Genomic DNA, 15,465 nt, shown 5'->3' on the forward strand with positions numbered 1-15,465 from the left:
GAATCACCAAAGCTACCCTTTTATTTCAGTAAAGAATAACATCTTACCTTTATTATATCGTTTTAAATAACAAAAAGAATGGAAAAGTCTAAGGAACTTATCTATGGTCTGAATGATCGTCCACCAATTCGTGAAACTATTTTTGCTGCTTTGCAGCATCTGTTGGCAATCTTCGTAGCCATTATCACACCACCCCTCATCATCAGTTCAGCATTGAAATTCGACTTGGATACCACAGGTTTCCTCGTGTCAATGTCTCTCTTCGTGTCTGGATTGGCTACCTTTATTCAGTGTCGTAGGTTTGGTCCGATTGGAGCAGGTCTTCTTTGTATTCAAGGAACGTCTTTCTCTTTCATCAGTCCAATCATCGGAGCAGGTATGTTGGGTATGATTAACGGCAAGATGAACGTAGAAATGGGACTCAGTTACATCTTTGGTGCTTGTCTTGTTGCCTCTGTTGTAGAGATGGTTGTGAGCCGTCTCTTGCCTTACACACGTAAGATTATCACTCCATTGGTGTCAGGTATCGTTGTTTCCCTCATTGGTATGTGTCTTATTAAGGCAGGTATCAACTCTTGTGGTGGTGGTCAGTCGGCTGTTGATGCTGGTACATTTGGGTCTATGCAGAATCTTGGACTTGCGTTACTCGTATTGGTTAGCATTATTTTCTTCAACCGATCAAACAACCGTTTCCTACGTATGGGATCCATTGTGTTGGGACTATTGATAGGTTGTGTAGCTGCTTATGCACTCAATATGATTGACTTTTCAAGCCTCAAAGGTAGTGGTAGCCTTAATATTCCAGTTCCTTTCAAATATGGATTGAACTTTGATTTAGGTACAATCATTGGTATCGGACTTATTTATCTGGTAACAGCTGTAGAGGCTTTTGGTGATATTACAGCCAATTCACTCATCTCTGGTGAGCCTGTTGAAGGTCCTGTCTTCTTGAAAAGAGCGCAGGGTGGTGTTCTTGCAGATGGTTTCAACTCTTTATTAGCTGCTGTCTTCAATAGTTTTCCTAACTCTATCTTTGCCCAAAACAATGGTATGATACAGCTTACGGGTGTTGCCAGCCGTTATGTTGGTTATTTCATTGCTGGCGCTTTGGTTCTTTTAGGATTGTTCCCAGTTGTTGGTAAGGTGTTCTCACTTATTCCTGATCCTGTTTTGGGCGGTGCAACCTTGTTGATGTTTGGTACTGTTGCCGCTGCAGGTATTCGTATTATCGCTTCTACTGAGATTACTCGTAAGGCTGTGTTGGTCATGGCTATCAGTTTTGCAATGGGTCTGAGCGTAGAGTTGGTACCTGGTATTCTTGATAAGATGCCTGATATCATCAAGAACATTTTCTCAAGTGGTATCACTACAGGTGGCCTTACAGCTATCCTTGCCAATGCCTTTATCCGCATCAAGGAGTAAACTTAAGCAATATAGAAAACCAAAGAATCAATAATGATTTAAGTGTTTTCTGTAAGAAAAAAGCAGTTTTTTACTATCCTTTCGGTACATTCTCCTTTTAAATGTTTATCTTTGCAAAAGATAGAAGGAGAATGTACCGATTGCGTTTCTCCGTGAAGTATAAATTGATTCTTAACAAAACAGAATAATAACAAGACTATGTCAAATCAGAATAAGCAGCGTAAATTTACAAAGTCGCTGACCTTTAAAGTTCTTTGTGGACTGGCTGTCCTCGTATTCTTGGGCTTAATTTATAATCTCATTGTGGCTTCAGATGATGCTCCAATGACTGAACAGGAGGAGGAAGAGGTGCAGAAACGCAATGCAGATGCAGACACAATAGACATAGTAGGCGATTATCTTTGGCCTAATATGAAGCCTTCAAAAGAGGATATGATGACTGATGAGGAGAAAGCTGCTGAGGCTGAAAAGGCTAAGGCTGGTAAAGATGATAAGGGGAAGGAGGCTTCTGATAAGGTGCAGTCTAACCAATACGATGCTCCTATCGCTGCACCTGCTCCAGACGTTACTCCATCTTCAGAACTTCCTGCTAAGCAGACAGCACCTTCTATTGAGAAGATGGATGCCCCAAAGATTGAAAAGATTGAATAGTATAAGAACTGTTCTTTAGACTGAACAGTAGACTATAAGAATCTTCACAACTTTGTGTAAACGTTGTCCTAATGCTTGTAAAGTAGAAAGAAAAAATACTATAACGACTTAAAAGAAAGAGAGGTATGCAATGAAACGTTTAGTTTTATTTCTTTTTGTAGCTGTCCTAATGGTGGGTTGTGCTACAACTTATTATGATTCAGAGGGTAATCCTGTGTCAAAGGAGAAAATGAGTCAGTTGCGTGCTACTGCTGTGAAGGCTCACTTAGCAGAGCATCGCTACCGCGTCTTTGTGGACCGTATGTACCCTATGCGTGGTCCTGCTGTCTATTTACAGGACGATTGGGGACTCGAGGTGAGTGGTGATTCGGTAGGGCTTTTCCTCCCTTATTTCGGTAGAGCTTACTATATTCCTTACGGACGTGGTGGCGGTTTGAGCCTTGTAGAACCTCTGACGAGTTACAAGGAAGAACCGATGAAGGGCGGACGTCGTATCTTTATGACCGCTCGTAATGATTTCGAGAGCTATCAGATTGTACTTGAAGTCTTCGATAATGCTACTGTGTCATTGGTAATTAATCCCAGTGAAAAGGAGACGATTAGCTTTTCTGGTGTGATGGAGCTTAATGATGTTTTTACACCAAAGGGTCAAAAAGCAAGTAAGAGACACCAGACAACATTCATGAAATTATGATTAACCGACTTAATACTTTGTTCCTGTTACTGTTTGTAAGTCATATGGCATTCGGACAGTCGGCAGGAACAATTGCGTCTAAGGATGCCATGCTTTATGAGTCGTCTCGACATCTGTATGAGAAGGGTGATACGTTGACGATTATTTCAAAGGATTTTGAATGGCCAAAAGGCTTGGATGGCTCTCTCTTACCAGAACTACAGCATTATCTTACAAACTTTTTCTTTAACCAGTCTTCCGAAAGTTATGATACTGGTTGGAAGCAGTTTGAGTCTTCGTTAGGTAAAGAAGTGCGAACTATAAAGGATGATGCGGGTGCTGAAAGGCGTTTTTATGATATGGGGTTACGATGTCTTTGGTTGGAGCCAGGCAGATACATTTCTTTTCTTGCCCGCTTGGAGGAACGTAATGCAACAAGTGTCATTACGGCAAAGCATTCTTATTTTACCTTTGATCTTATCAATAAGAAAGTCTTAACGCAGAATGATGTGTTTAATCAGACACGCATGTGGCAGGATCCTAACGTTCGCTATCAGTTTTATGAACTGTTAGATTATACGGCAAATACGCATACTGAGGACTCTATAAATTGGGACCTTCTGCCCAATCAGTTTGCACTGATAGGACAGAATATACTTTTCGACCTTGGTGTTGATAACGGTGGAGGAGTTTATTCAGAAGTAAGTAATGACATGGTAGATGTACTTTTCTCTAAGAGTTTTAAGAAGTGGCAGAAACAGTCATTATCTTATGCAGGCACTAAGAAACTTCCTAATGAGGCTGTATATGTCTCCTTATCACCTGATTCTGTCTTCCCAGAAATATTGCCACAGTTTGATGGAAATTTAGTTGCGGCTTTTGGGCAGAATTTTTCCGATACAGGACTTAACCCAGCAACAACTCCTGTGGGGAGAATTTACGCCTCTTTTATTGTTGATACGGATGGTTCTTTGAAAGATATAGTCTTTCTAACGGTAAATAATATTGAGTTGAACCGCAGTGTTGCTGCAGCACTTCAATTATTAAGAGGTTGGAAACCTGCAATGCATAACGGTAAAGCTGTAGCTTATAGATATAACTTTCCCCTCATTTTACACTTCCAATAAGAGTCGTGCGGAGCCTTAGCACGTGTGGTGCGGGTGGTAAGCACCTATGGTGCGGAGGCTTCGCACCAAGCAAACAGATGTAGATGTGATTGTCGGTAAATAGTTGGTTCAGAGTCGATTAATGCTTGTTCATTGCTTGTTTCAAAGGTGAATGAAACGCGAAAGCATTTGTTTTGTTTCACCAAAGAAAGGAAACGGAAAGTTGATAGGTTATACTTATCTTCTTTTAGGGTATGCTTGTATGCCTTTCGTCCTTCTCTTTTTCAGCCTGATATAGGAAGTCGTAAATAATTTCTGTAACCCTTTCTTGCCCTTCGTTAGTAAGTGCTGGAAGGGTGAAGATTCTTCCCTTTGTTGTATAAATTATCTGAACGATGAAAGGAACGAAGTAATAATTGTAGTCGTTTATCCCTTCTATTTCATCAGCAGTTACTTCTGTATATTTGCAACGTAGACAATCGTAGAAACAAATATGGTCACCTTTGATGGATAGATAGTCTTTTTCCCATAGTTTTTGGCAGGCAACAAAAAGTTTGAAAAGGCAAAACAAAACAGTATGAAGTATGATTGAGAGTGCGAAAATGAGCATGAAAGGATGGGCAGCGTCTACAACTATGTGCCCAAAGAAAAACCATATAAATAAGAAGATGGGGATGGGTGAGAGCAGCGCTTCTAAGAGTAATAAACCGCTATATTTGTATTTGATAACCATCTTAGAATTGTGTGTAGATAAAAGGTTGGATACTATGATGACTAAGATTAATAACTAACTGCATAACAACAGCAAAGATACATAGTTTAACAAGCCATGAAGAATGGATAAACTTACTTTGCAGCCAGTTATAGTCAGTCTCTCGAATACTATGAAGTTCCAAACTTATCAGCACAACGGCAAGCCATAGTGGGTATTCCATTAGGAAGGTGTAGGCATCTGAGAGGCTGATAGTATGCAGGATATTGTCGATTAATGTTGTAGCAGTTGTCATATCCGCTGCACGGAAGAATATCCATGCAAGGGAAACATAGCTAAACGTAATAAACCAACTGATACCTTTTGTATATTTATTGTCTGGTATCTTATCCAATCCATTGTTTCGGCAAAACTTATGAATGACCAGTCCGATACCATGAAGTACACCCCATACAATGAACATCCATGATGCACCATGCCACAGACCTGCCACTATCATTGCCAAGAAGCTATTGAGATAGGTGCGAAGTTCGCCTTTTCTGTTTCCTCCCAATGGGATGTAAAGATAGTCACGGAACCATGTGGAGAGAGCTATATGCCAACGATGCCAGAACTCAGTGAGGTTCAGACTCTGATAAGGGAATCTGAAATTGTCTTTTAGCTCATATCCCATCAGGGCGGCAACACCAATAGCAAGGTCGCTGTAACCCGAGAAATCGAAATAGATTTGAACTGAAAAGCCCAATACACCCATCAAATTACCAAAGCCACTTTGGCTTGCTGGCGCATCAAAAACAATATTATTGTATTGTGCAATATAGTCGGCGATGAGGGCTTTCTTTATCAGTCCGCAGATGATCAGCCATAAACCTTTATAAACAAGGTTCTCGTTGACATTGTCTTTCGGTGTCTGAACCTGTGGGAGCAATACTTCAGCACGGGTGATGGGACCAGCGATAAGGAGTGGGAAAAAGGTAAGGTAGAAAGCGTAGTCAATCAGTTCTGCCGTCTTAGGATAGCGTCCTTTATAGATGTCAACGGTGTAACTGATAGCTTGAAAGGTGAAGAATGAGATACCGACAGGTAGCAACATCTTCTCTGGTGAGAAGTTGCTACGCAATAGTTCGTGGAATATCTCAAGTGTAAAGTTTGAGTATTTGTAGTAGAGTAGGGGTAACAACTCAGTTAGGATGACAATGGCAAGTCCAATTTTACGTACTTTTCCACGCTTTAAGCGCATCATAAAGCGAGTGAGATACCATGAACTAATCGTAACAATGGGCAATAGCCACATCAAAACTCCATTCGCTTTGAAAGCAAAGAAAAGACTAAAAGCTATGACGTATGCCTTTGTCCATGTTTGGCGATAGCGGTTTAATCCTATGTATATGGCAAAGAAAACAAGGAAAGAAACCATAAATGGAAATGTACACAGCGACCAGTTCTTGTCTTGTGAAGACAAGAAGTCAAAGAAGGCAGTCATCAGCTGTGTTATATTTGTCATCTATTAATCGTTTATTTGCTGCTTGTTTCCTATTTAATAGCCTTCAAAGGAAGGTTGCAAAAGCTTTGTATTTGTTGCCTTGTGATGGGCTTTTGGATTGTTGAGTTGTAGCGGATTAGCACACTCTTTACTCCTTATAAACTTAGCCGCGGTATCCATCCAGTAGGCAGCTGCTGCCCATGTAGGATGATAATGGTCGCTACCTCTTTTGAGTTTTAGGTTACGACTGTCAAAGAAATGTCCTTTTCCGACATTCTCCTTTATGACATCATTGATGCCAGTATCGCCATTCCAATTAGAAGGACTTATCCATACGAAAGGAATATTACCTATTTTCTTTACTAATTGTTGTATATATTGCGTACGATTGGCAAGGTCGTTGATAAATAGCTCATTACTGCCAAGGCAGATGAGTATGTATGTTGGCTTATATTCAGCAATGAAGTGTTCTAAGGTTTGGGTGGTTCCCCAACGCTCTGTAGAAGAACTATACCAGATAACGGTATATAGTTTGTGTCCGTTTTCGCCTGCATAATCACCCAACCTACGTGAAAGCCCTTCCACCATTGAGTCTCCAATGAAAAGGATTGTTTGGTTGCGATGTACCTTTTTAGCGGTATGCTTTGTTTGTTTTGTTTTCTCAATAAGCGGTCGGCTTAGGTTGACAAGCGTTATCTTGCGGATAGTATAGCTGCCCATTGTTATCTCAGTTGGGATAACAGCATAGACAATGATGGCTGCCATGACAGCAGCCATCAAGAGTAGTGTCTTTATCTGGGCGTGCATACGATTGTCTTATTTCAAGATAATTTCCACAGGACAGTGGTCGCTTCCCATAATCTCTGTATGAATCTTAGCATCTTCGAGGCGGTCTTTGAGACGTTCTGAGATTAGGAAATAGTCGATACGCCACCCCGTATTCTTCTCTCTTGCACGGAAACGATATGACCACCAAGAATAAGTAACCTGCTCTGGATAAAGGGTACGGAAGGTGTCGATGAAGCCATTACTTAGTAATTGGGTCATCTTCTCACGCTCTTCATCAGTAAAACCAGCATTCTTGTGGTTTGTCTTTGGGTTCTTAAGGTCTATCTCCTGATGAGCAACATTCATGTCACCACATACGATAACAGGCTTTTTCTCATCGAGTTTGTGGAGATAGGCTTGGAAGTCATCTTCCCACTTCATACGATACTCCAATCGACGAAGCCCATCCTGTGAGTTCGGTGTATAAACAGTTACGAGGTAGAAGTCTTCCATCTCGAGTGTAATTACACGTCCCTCATGGTCGTGCTCATCAATATCAATACCATAAGTCACACTCAATGGCTTATGCTTTGTGTATATTGCCGTACCAGAATAGCCCTTCTTGTCTGCGTAATTCCAATAAGATTCATAACCAGGAAAACTGAGATCGAGCTGTCCTGCTTGCATCTTTGTCTCTTGTAGGCAGAAGAAATCAGCATCCAAGTCCTTGAATTGCTGCTCAAATTCCTTTCCTACACAGGCGCGAAGCCCGTTTACATTCCATGAAATAAACTTCATTGTATTTCTTTCTTTTCTATTGTTCTTAATTAAACATTAATGAATTTGTTGTTGTCTTATATTTTTCTCCCTATAAGAGAAAAGCTGACAGGTGTGTCAAAGTCGTCCTGTTTAGTAGCAGTTGCGTGTGCCTTGTCTATTCTCACTAAGCTGTTTATAGTGAATTGTATTGCCATCTCTGATCTACTCATCGTGTAGCTACTATTAAACAGATTATTCTTAAAGGTGACAACGCCTGTTAACTCGTAGGTTTCACTGCCTGTTGTTACATCAAACTTGAAGTTATGTGATAAGTTGAAAAGCACGTAGTCCTCTTGTGGTAGGAGTGTTGTAATATAGAATTTTAGGGGTGCTTCCTTCGCATTCAGCAGGGTTGTGTACAATGGAGATGCCGTATTCTTTGATACACCATTTACTAACAAATTATAAGGAAAGTCGTTAACTATAATAGTAGAGTTCTTGTTTGCTGTCCAAGTGATTATTGTCAAGACTGAGTTGGGTGTGTTATTATCAGTTCTCAAAGTGCCGTTATAGGTACCGACCATGTTGTTGAGCGCTTGTTCCGCAGTCTTTTCTGCGTCAGGAATATTGTTGTCTTTTGAGCAGCTTGCCGCAAACAATGTTATTACAAGTGCACAAATGGCTATCGTTGTGGCTTTTATAGTCTTTCTCATAACTTTGGGTTTTAAGTTTATTGTTGGTTTCTTCTATATTCTCTTGGTCTCTCCGCGTAGCAAGTCCATGAACTCATTGCGGGTCTTACTTGATTCAAATACACCGCTATAAGCACTTGTTGTTGTAATAGAGTTCTGCTTTTCCACACCACGCATTTGCATACACATGTGCTTTGCTTCGATGACAACCATTACTCCTTGTGGCTTCAGTGTGTCATTGATGCACTGCATTACCTGCTCTGTCAAGCGTTCTTGTACCTGCAGACGATGTGAGAAGATATCCACAACACGTGCAATCTTGCTCAATCCTGTTATATATCCGTTTGGTATATATGCAACATGAGCCTTACCATAGAACGGAAGAATGTGGTGTTCACACATGGAGAAGAAGTCAATATCTTTCACAATCACCATCTGGTTGTACTTCTCTTCAAACAAAGCATCTGTCAATACCTTATGTGGGTCTTGTGTATAACCACGTGTAAGTACCTGCATAGCCTTTGCAACACGCATAGGTGTTTTCTGCAAACCTTCTCTTTCAGGGTCTTCTCCTAAGAGTGTAAGCACCTGTTTGTAGTGTGATGCAAGTTCATCTAATCCTTCACGGAATGGTATTTCTGGCGTCATATTATTTTGATTTCTGATTAATTGTATTTGTTAGGGTTCTCTTTATGATAATAAGGTGGAATAATCCTTAGAAATCTACAGGTTCAGTTGTCTTAATTGTTACCATCATGCGGATGACGTTAGCATGTGAATAGCCTTCCTTTCGGAGTGTTCGCATAATCTTCTTTGCAGCATTGTAGTCGGTAAAGTTGCCAACAAGACACATCCAACGTGGTGGGTAAAAATGTACATAAACAGGTTGATCAGGGAAGAGTTGCTTCGCTTTTTGACCCGCCTTGTCTGCTTGTTGGTGAGCAATACGAGTATTACCACCGCTATAAACTTGTACACGGAAGCCTCTTACTTTCTGTGTACCTTTCTTGATACGTTTGGTCACAATCCGCGTGTCTTCAACCTCATCCCATGAAGGGATGTGCGGTCTTCTGACTAAACGTTTTACAATCTTTGTTCTGACAGGTTGTAAGGTGCTGTTGTCTGGGCGTGCTATTTCAGGCTTATGCTCGTTTAACTTTGGAACAGTTAGCTGTCTCGTGTCTGGCGTCTTGATAGCTGGACGTGCGCTCTCGTTTTGACTCTCTACTTTCTGTCGGTCTTTATTATTTTTCTTTGAAGCTTTCTTGCCATTCACCAATGCGTCAATCTCGGCACTCTGCGATACCGTCACCGACCCTTGGGCATTAACAGCCACAATAGCAGTCAGCATAAAAACTATGATTGTAAGGAGTCTTTTCATTCTTTAGTGTATAAAAATTGAAATAGAGGTTGTATCAAAAATGCCAATGGTTGTTGACCAAGTAGCAATTTGATACAGCCTCTTAGATTTTCTTTGAATTACTTCTTCCAAGCGTCGATGATAGCCTTGAAGTCAGCAGCCTTCAATGAAGCACCACCAATCAAGCCACCGTCGATGTCAGACTTGCTGAACAACTCTGCAGCGTTGCTTGCGTTACAGCTACCACCATAAAGGATAGTTGTGTCCTCTGCAGCCTCTTTGCCATACTTCTCTGCAACGATAGAGCGGATGTAAGCCAACATCTCCTGAGCCTGATCAGATGTAGCTGTCTTACCAGTACCGATAGCCCAGATTGGCTCGTAAGCCAAAACGATGTTCTTCCACTCCTCAGCAGAAAGGTGGAATACAGAACCCTCGAGCTCAGCCTTTACTACCTCGTTCTGCTTCTCAGCCTCACGCTCCTCAAGAGTCTCACCGCAGCAGAAGATAACCTTCAAACCGTTAGCCAATGCCAACTGTACCTTCTCCTTCAAAATCTCTGCTGTCTCACCGTAGTACTGGCGACGCTCAGAGTGACCGAGGATAACGTACTGTGCACCAGTGCTCTTTACCATAGCGGCAGAAACCTCACCAGTGTAAGCACCCTTCTCCTTGTCAGCGCAGTTCTCTGCACCGAGAGCAACACCCTCTGCATCCAATACCTGTGCAACACTTGCAAGGTGAATGAATGGAGTACAGATAACAACATCACAGTTTGGCTTCTCTGCCTTCAATGAGTCGTTGATTTCCTTTGCCAAAGCAACACCTTCCTGCAGGGTCTCGTTCATCTTCCAGTTACCTGCTACAATTTTCTTTCTCATTTGTCTTTTACGTTTTAAAAGTTGATATAATTTATTTGATTGTTCTTTTTGTATTAACCATTGCTCCTTTTGTCTCAACCATTCCTCACGTTTTCTTACCCATCGTGTCCATGACCAAATGCGATCGGCTACGATAAGGAGTGTTAGTGGGAAGATATAACAAATAAGAATCAATACAATTTTTGTCCATGTCTCATTCTCTGGTTCACGTCCTACCTCTATAAGCGACAATGGTGCGTTCAGTTCTGCTTGTTTCGGCAGGTCGTTATGGCTCCACTTATTAATGATAGTACCTTTATAAAGCAGTACCAAGCCTGGGTTACTTCGAATAATGGTCTTTAGGGTTGTGCCATCCATTGTATAGAATGGATATTCGGCTCCGGTAATATCTCGCCAGTGTTTTACAGCTTTATCTGTACTTGCGGTCAATCCATAGAAGCCATAACCATTCTCCTTAGCATATTCATAGATTGCATCAATCTCACCAAAGTTGCTGTCGTCAGCACGCTCCAATACAGGGGCAATGAGTAGGAAAGTATATCCATCCTTGGTTAGAATACTATCGGTAAGGTCCTCTCCCGTCTTTTCGTCTGTAATTGAAAAGTCGTGAATAGGCGGTTCGTAACCCTTTTCAAGTATCTCTTGGTGTGTATCTTTGAATACCCATGTAGAATCATTGTAAGGGTAATCATTCTCTGTGAATTCTTTTGTTACGCCATTCTTCTCACAAATGAAGGTCGTCTTATAAGTCGTTAGCTTAGCCCCTTTGGGTATTTCCATTCCCTTTTTGATATTCTGTCCGATGTAATAAGGACGGAAATCAAAGATAGGCAGATGATAAAGACTCAGTGTGGAGGCTGTGACAATAAAGACAATCGTGAAATAAAAAGCTATCCACTGATTTGTTTTTGATACAAAGCGAACTTGATAAAGTGGCCAGCAGGCAAGGATGATGGCTGCTGTCAAGAGGATTATATTCTTGATGAAAGTCTGCGTATTCGTGAGGTGAATGGCATCACCAAAGCAACCACAATCCTGTATCGGATTGCTTACAGTAAGCCAAAGGGTCACAAGCGTCATCACTACCATCATGATAAGAGATAGCTTGCTGGCGAGTCGACGACGAATAGCAAGTAAGAGCATCACACCCAAGGTGAACTCTATTGCTGATAGTCCGACAGATAAAATCAATTGTGCCCAATCTGGAATATATGCCGACAACTGCACCGCCTCTAAGTATTCTGCAATCTTATATTGCGAACCTAAAGGGTCAATCGCTTTGACAAAACCCGAAAAGATGAATGTCAAAGCAAGTAGGGTACGGCTGAGGTTTACCAGTATAGACTTTATTTTATTCATGTAGTTTGATTGCTCCAAAAACAGCGTAGTTCATTATATCCATATAATTGGCATCGATACCCTCGCTGACGAGTGTGGCACCACCAAGGTCTTCAATCTCCTTGATACGTTCAATCTTTGTTAAGATAAGGTCGGTATAGCTGCTGACACGCATGTCGCGCCAAGCCTCGCCATAGTCGTGATTCTTCTTTATCATCAACTCGTATGACTCCTTTGCGTAGCTATCGTATAGTGCTAATGCCTCATCAGGTGTCATGTCAACGCTGTCGACAAAGCCTTTTTCCAGCTGGATAAGTCCTACGATACTGTAGTTTATCAGCGCAATGAATTCTGGACGAATACCTTCACCCACCAAACTTTCACCCGTAATCTCCAAAGAACGGATGCGTTTCGCCTTAATAAAAAGCTGATCAGTAAGGGAAGAAGGGCGCAAAATACGCCATGAAGCACCATAGTCATGGAGCTTCTTTCCAAATAGACTTCTGCACTCTGCGAGTACGTCTTGAAATTCCTGCTGTGTCTTTGTCAGTTGACTTGCCATAGTCTTATATTGATTTGACTGCAAAAATACGTAATTTCGCTGTAATAAACGAATGAATTAACAACTATTCCTGTCTTTAAGGTTGGTTCGTAAATCATTGTGAGCGATTGCAGCAAGGACTTGAATATCCTTTGTCAATCTTTGTGTTGAAGATAGATCCGTGTCTTTCGGTCGGATTACGAGGCTTTCTGAGAGTCTTAACCCTAAGTCTTTTTGAGAGAAATCGTATGCCTTAAGGTCCTTCTGTTAAATTATTGGTTGTGAATTGAATAAAGGGTTATACACTTGTATGGTATTACTTTCTTATATCTGTTACTTTCACAAAGGAGGATAAACTGCAGGGTAAAATACAAATTGATACCCTATCTATTCGTCTTCCGCAAACAACTTATTTCCTTGTTGTTTGATGTTTGTAAAATATATTTACGCAGTTCGAAGCCAATGCATGCTCTTTTGGCTTCTTAAAAACGGCTAATTGGCTTGTAAAAGGTGCCCTTTTGAGGTCTAACTAACGCCCTTTTGGAGTCCAATTAAGCACCTTTTCTTGCGCTACTTTATAACTGATTGATTCTCTGTTGGTTGCAAACTTGCTTTTTGTCAGCGTTTTTGTACTTATTTATAAATGTTTTATACGGAATTATGTAATGATATTTCAGAATCTTGTCTGTGGCTTTGACGTGTCTAAGAAAGTCTTTCTATCTTCGTAATACTTTGCCTAAAACCATACAAAAGATTATAAAATGAAAGAGCGGGAATGCCTGTTAGGGACATTCCCACTCTTAGATGAGTACGCATAGAAATAAAGGCTATTTCTTTATTGAACGTTTATTTTTACGTAATTGTTACTTCCTTCATAATTATTGTTTGGTCCAGAAGCATTCTCAAAGAAGATGTTACCAAATTTTGTCTTCTGTGCTTGAGTCATTGTTACGGTAATCATCTGTGAAAAACCTGCTGAATTACTTTGACTTCCTGCATAGAATGTTGTTAAGCCTGGTATATTGCGTATATCTAATGTCGTAAGTTTGCAATGTGCTACACCTAAATATGTTAACTTAGTGTTGTTTGAAACATCAAGTGTACTTATAGAGGTCATTGGTACACGTAGGGATGTAAGGTTGGGGTTATGAGTAACATCCAATGCTGTTAACTCCTTTACATTATACAAGTCAATACTTGTAAGGTTTGGATTATTTGATATATCCAAAGAAGCCACATGTGTGTTAGATAACTGAAGGCTCTGTAAGTTAGCACCTGCGGCAGATAATCCCTTTATTTCTTTTACTTTAGCACTTGCAAGGTTGATTTCTTTTAGTTTTGACATATTACTGAAGTCGTAAGATTCAATCTTTGATCCAGAGGCTTTAAACGATACAAGTTCTGTCATGTCAGATAAACCAGAAAAGCTTGTAAGGCTACCGTTAGAAATACTATTGACGTGCTGCAAGTTTGGCGAATCTGTTACGTTAATGCTCTTAATGTTACCACTGTAGTATGTCTCCAGAAGAGTTAATGAAGGGAGGTTGCTTGCATCAATAGCCTCTATTGCTTTATTATGATGTGAAGACAATATTTGTAGTTTACTATTACCTTCGAGTGTTAGCTTCTTTAGTCCATCCATATAATTAGCAGAAAGTATTGTAATCTTGTCTAACCCTTTTACATTAATCTCTGTTACTAATGGACTCTTTTCTATTACTACTATCTCTGTGAGCTGTGGATACTTAGATAAATCTATATTGCCAGCAAGATTCTTGTTGTTGCTAAGGTTCAATCCTGTGACATTGCGATAGTATTGCAGTTCGTCAAGAGATGTTAGTTTGTCATTGTTTGCTATTGATAATACGCCCTTATAAGAAAGAATCTTCTCCAAGTTGTCTGCAGCATAAATATCCAAGTGACCATCTGCGGTTCTTGTTAAGCCTGTTACCTTTGCAGCAACAGCCTCAATCAGACCCTGGTTCTTGAGAATAAACTCTTTTGCCTTAGTAGGGTCAAGTGTCATCTCACCGAGGTTATATACCTGAGCACGCTGAATATTAACTTCTTGCTTTACTTTTTTCAAGATAGACTTGCCATTCTGTAAAACAAAAATAAGGGTTAAACCTTGAGAAAGTTTTTGTTCAGGGAGTGCAATGTAATATGCCTTGTTTTCCTCAAGGCTTCCAGACTCTGCTGTAAGGTTTACTACTGGAGAAGCAGCACTGAATTGGTTTTGGGCAGCACTAATCTTACCATCATTAGTAAAAGTGATGGCTGATGTTATTGTACCTGCAAGATTTTCCTGTCCAACAGCAAGCAATTTAACCTGCTTTACGTCTGAAGTACCTTTGATGGTAAAGCGAAGTAAGCCGCCAACATTGTAAGCGATGAATTTCTTTCCACGCTGTGGAATGATACCAACAGAAACATTTGCCTTTGGATCAAAGCTGCCTGCAACAGCCTTCTGATTCTTAGGGAAGTCATACTGATATTCTGCTTGAGTATTGCTCTTAACTGTAATCGTAGCCTTCTCCTGATAAGGATACATCATGAAGTAGGGGTTTGGTTGATCAGCAGCTTGTCCCCAGAAACGTACTTCACTTCCTGTTGTCGAAGTTTTAAAAGGATAGGTTTTTTTGTTGATGGCTGTATTATAGCCAATACCTATTTGGTCATTAGTCTGCCAAGTTACAGTTGAGCCGTCTGAGCCAAGTACTGTACGTGTGACAGGCTGTGAAGAGCCAGCAATAAAACTCATGTCAACCAGTTTCTCGCTGGTTGCCTCAGTGCTATCAAAGTCGTCTTGTGAGCATGATGCTGTGGTGAGAGCAAGTCCTAAACACAGCAAGTATGTCTTAAAATGTTTCATATTGTTCTTTTTGATTTTATTCGTTTTTGTGATAAGTTTAATCTCTTTTGATTAGAATGGTGTGTCGTCATCAGTGCCATCCTCAACTCTAAGGTTAGAATCTGTGGTCTTAGTGAACCCCTCGTGTTGAGAACTATGCGCACTATCCATTAAGAAATCACCTTCAGTCTCCATTTTCACCAGAAGAGTGGATGGTCTTTGATATTC

The 15,465-nt window shown here is 40.6% G+C and carries 14 protein-coding genes; 4 read left to right on the top strand and 10 right to left on the bottom strand.

All coding sequences use genetic code 11. The annotated features are described in order from the left end of the window. The first annotated feature begins 78 nt into the window (after positions 1-78). The 4 genes from HMPREF0659_RS02340 (at position 79) to HMPREF0659_RS02355 (ending at position 3,873) form a co-directional block, all read left to right on the top strand. Positions 79-1,422, top strand: a complete 1,344-nt coding sequence (locus HMPREF0659_RS02340; RefSeq protein ID WP_013263970.1) for a nucleobase:cation symporter-2 family protein — start codon at positions 79-81, stop codon at positions 1,420-1,422. A gap of 198 nt (positions 1,423-1,620) precedes the next feature. After that, positions 1,621-2,073 (top strand): hypothetical protein, encoded by a 453-nt coding sequence (locus tag HMPREF0659_RS02345; RefSeq protein WP_013264125.1) that lies wholly within the window; start codon positions 1,621-1,623, stop codon positions 2,071-2,073. A gap of 130 nt (positions 2,074-2,203) precedes the next feature. Continuing rightward, positions 2,204-2,767: a DUF4251 domain-containing protein gene (locus HMPREF0659_RS02350; RefSeq protein WP_013264231.1), complete on the top strand. Its 564-nt coding sequence runs from the start codon at positions 2,204-2,206 to the stop codon at positions 2,765-2,767. After that, entirely contained in the window at positions 2,764-3,873 is a 1,110-nt protein-coding gene (locus tag HMPREF0659_RS02355; protein WP_044045832.1) for an energy transducer TonB, read from the top strand. The genes HMPREF0659_RS02350 and HMPREF0659_RS02355 overlap by 4 nt, the downstream gene beginning before the upstream one ends. A gap of 226 nt (positions 3,874-4,099) precedes the next feature. Here the strand turns inward: HMPREF0659_RS02355 and HMPREF0659_RS02360 are convergent, their stop codons facing one another. The 10 genes from HMPREF0659_RS02360 to HMPREF0659_RS02405 all read right to left on the bottom strand — a co-directional run bounded on the left by HMPREF0659_RS02360 (position 4,100) and on the right by HMPREF0659_RS02405 (position 15,258). After that, complete coding sequence (locus HMPREF0659_RS02360; protein WP_013264351.1) at positions 4,100-4,585, bottom strand: hypothetical protein; 486 nt, start codon at positions 4,583-4,585, stop codon at positions 4,100-4,102. Between the two features lies 1 nt (position 4,586). After that, positions 4,587-6,068, bottom strand: coding sequence for an MBOAT family O-acyltransferase (locus HMPREF0659_RS02365; RefSeq protein ID WP_044045833.1), 1,482 nt, complete (start codon positions 6,066-6,068; stop codon positions 4,587-4,589). 33 nt (positions 6,069-6,101) lie between these two features. Continuing rightward, positions 6,102-6,854 carry an SGNH/GDSL hydrolase family protein gene (locus tag HMPREF0659_RS02370; RefSeq protein ID WP_013264954.1) on the bottom strand — a complete coding sequence of 251 codons (753 nt, stop codon included), beginning with the start codon at positions 6,852-6,854 and terminating at the stop codon, positions 6,102-6,104. Between the two features lie 9 nt (positions 6,855-6,863). Then, positions 6,864-7,613, bottom strand: a complete 750-nt coding sequence (locus HMPREF0659_RS02375; RefSeq protein ID WP_013264970.1) for an exodeoxyribonuclease III — start codon at positions 7,611-7,613, stop codon at positions 6,864-6,866. 56 nt (positions 7,614-7,669) lie between these two features. Further along, entirely contained in the window at positions 7,670-8,287 is a 618-nt protein-coding gene (locus HMPREF0659_RS02380) for a DUF4840 domain-containing protein (protein WP_013264472.1), read from the bottom strand. A 33-nt stretch (positions 8,288-8,320) separates the two neighbouring features. Next, on the bottom strand, positions 8,321-8,914 hold the full coding sequence (gene folE, locus HMPREF0659_RS02385) for a GTP cyclohydrolase I FolE (RefSeq protein WP_004360491.1): 594 nt from the start codon (positions 8,912-8,914) through the stop codon (positions 8,321-8,323). 67 nt (positions 8,915-8,981) lie between these two features. Continuing rightward, positions 8,982-9,647 carry an SPOR domain-containing protein gene (locus HMPREF0659_RS02390; RefSeq protein ID WP_013264069.1) on the bottom strand — a complete coding sequence of 222 codons (666 nt, stop codon included), beginning with the start codon at positions 9,645-9,647 and terminating at the stop codon, positions 8,982-8,984. A gap of 98 nt (positions 9,648-9,745) precedes the next feature. Then, a complete protein-coding gene (locus tag HMPREF0659_RS02395; protein ID WP_013264303.1) occupies positions 9,746-11,866 on the bottom strand; it encodes a BT_3928 family protein in 2,121 nt (706 codons plus the stop codon). Further along, positions 11,859-12,407, bottom strand: a complete 549-nt coding sequence (locus tag HMPREF0659_RS02400) for a DUF1599 domain-containing protein (protein ID WP_013264124.1) — start codon at positions 12,405-12,407, stop codon at positions 11,859-11,861. Before HMPREF0659_RS02400 ends, HMPREF0659_RS02395 begins: the two co-directional genes overlap by 8 nt. A gap of 814 nt (positions 12,408-13,221) precedes the next feature. Beyond that, positions 13,222-15,258 (bottom strand): hypothetical protein, encoded by a 2,037-nt coding sequence (locus tag HMPREF0659_RS02405; protein ID WP_013264707.1) that lies wholly within the window; start codon positions 15,256-15,258, stop codon positions 13,222-13,224. Positions 15,259-15,465: the final 207 nt, after the last annotated feature.

This window comes from Prevotella melaninogenica ATCC 25845, assembly GCF_000144405.1.
GTDB classification, from domain to species: domain Bacteria; phylum Bacteroidota; class Bacteroidia; order Bacteroidales; family Bacteroidaceae; genus Prevotella; species Prevotella melaninogenica.

What these genes read in the sequence shown, in the direction of transcription:
- HMPREF0659_RS02370 (WP_013264954.1), bottom strand. Translation starts at nt 6,854, where the DNA reads ATGCACGCCCAGATAAAGACACTACTCTTGATGGCTGCTGTCATGGCA.
- HMPREF0659_RS02360 (WP_013264351.1), bottom strand. Translation starts at nt 4,585, where the DNA reads ATGGTTATCAAATACAAATATAGCGGTTTATTACTCTTAGAAGCGCTG.
- HMPREF0659_RS02375 (WP_013264970.1), bottom strand. Translation starts at nt 7,613, where the DNA reads ATGAAGTTTATTTCATGGAATGTAAACGGGCTTCGCGCCTGTGTAGGA.
- HMPREF0659_RS02390 (WP_013264069.1), bottom strand. Translation starts at nt 9,647, where the DNA reads ATGAAAAGACTCCTTACAATCATAGTTTTTATGCTGACTGCTATTGTG.
- HMPREF0659_RS02365 (WP_044045833.1), bottom strand. Translation starts at nt 6,068, where the DNA reads ATGACAAATATAACACAGCTGATGACTGCCTTCTTTGACTTCTTGTCT.
- HMPREF0659_RS02355 (WP_044045832.1), top strand. Translation starts at nt 2,764, where the DNA reads ATGATTAACCGACTTAATACTTTGTTCCTGTTACTGTTTGTAAGTCAT.
- HMPREF0659_RS02350 (WP_013264231.1), top strand. Translation starts at nt 2,204, where the DNA reads ATGAAACGTTTAGTTTTATTTCTTTTTGTAGCTGTCCTAATGGTGGGT.
- folE (WP_004360491.1), bottom strand. Translation starts at nt 8,914, where the DNA reads ATGACGCCAGAAATACCATTCCGTGAAGGATTAGATGAACTTGCATCA.
- HMPREF0659_RS02405 (WP_013264707.1), bottom strand. Translation starts at nt 15,258, where the DNA reads ATGAAACATTTTAAGACATACTTGCTGTGTTTAGGACTTGCTCTCACC.
- HMPREF0659_RS02340 (WP_013263970.1), top strand. Translation starts at nt 79, where the DNA reads ATGGAAAAGTCTAAGGAACTTATCTATGGTCTGAATGATCGTCCACCA.
- HMPREF0659_RS02345 (WP_013264125.1), top strand. Translation starts at nt 1,621, where the DNA reads ATGTCAAATCAGAATAAGCAGCGTAAATTTACAAAGTCGCTGACCTTT.
- HMPREF0659_RS02380 (WP_013264472.1), bottom strand. Translation starts at nt 8,287, where the DNA reads ATGAGAAAGACTATAAAAGCCACAACGATAGCCATTTGTGCACTTGTA.
- HMPREF0659_RS02395 (WP_013264303.1), bottom strand. Translation starts at nt 11,866, where the DNA reads ATGAATAAAATAAAGTCTATACTGGTAAACCTCAGCCGTACCCTACTT.
- HMPREF0659_RS02400 (WP_013264124.1), bottom strand. Translation starts at nt 12,407, where the DNA reads ATGGCAAGTCAACTGACAAAGACACAGCAGGAATTTCAAGACGTACTC.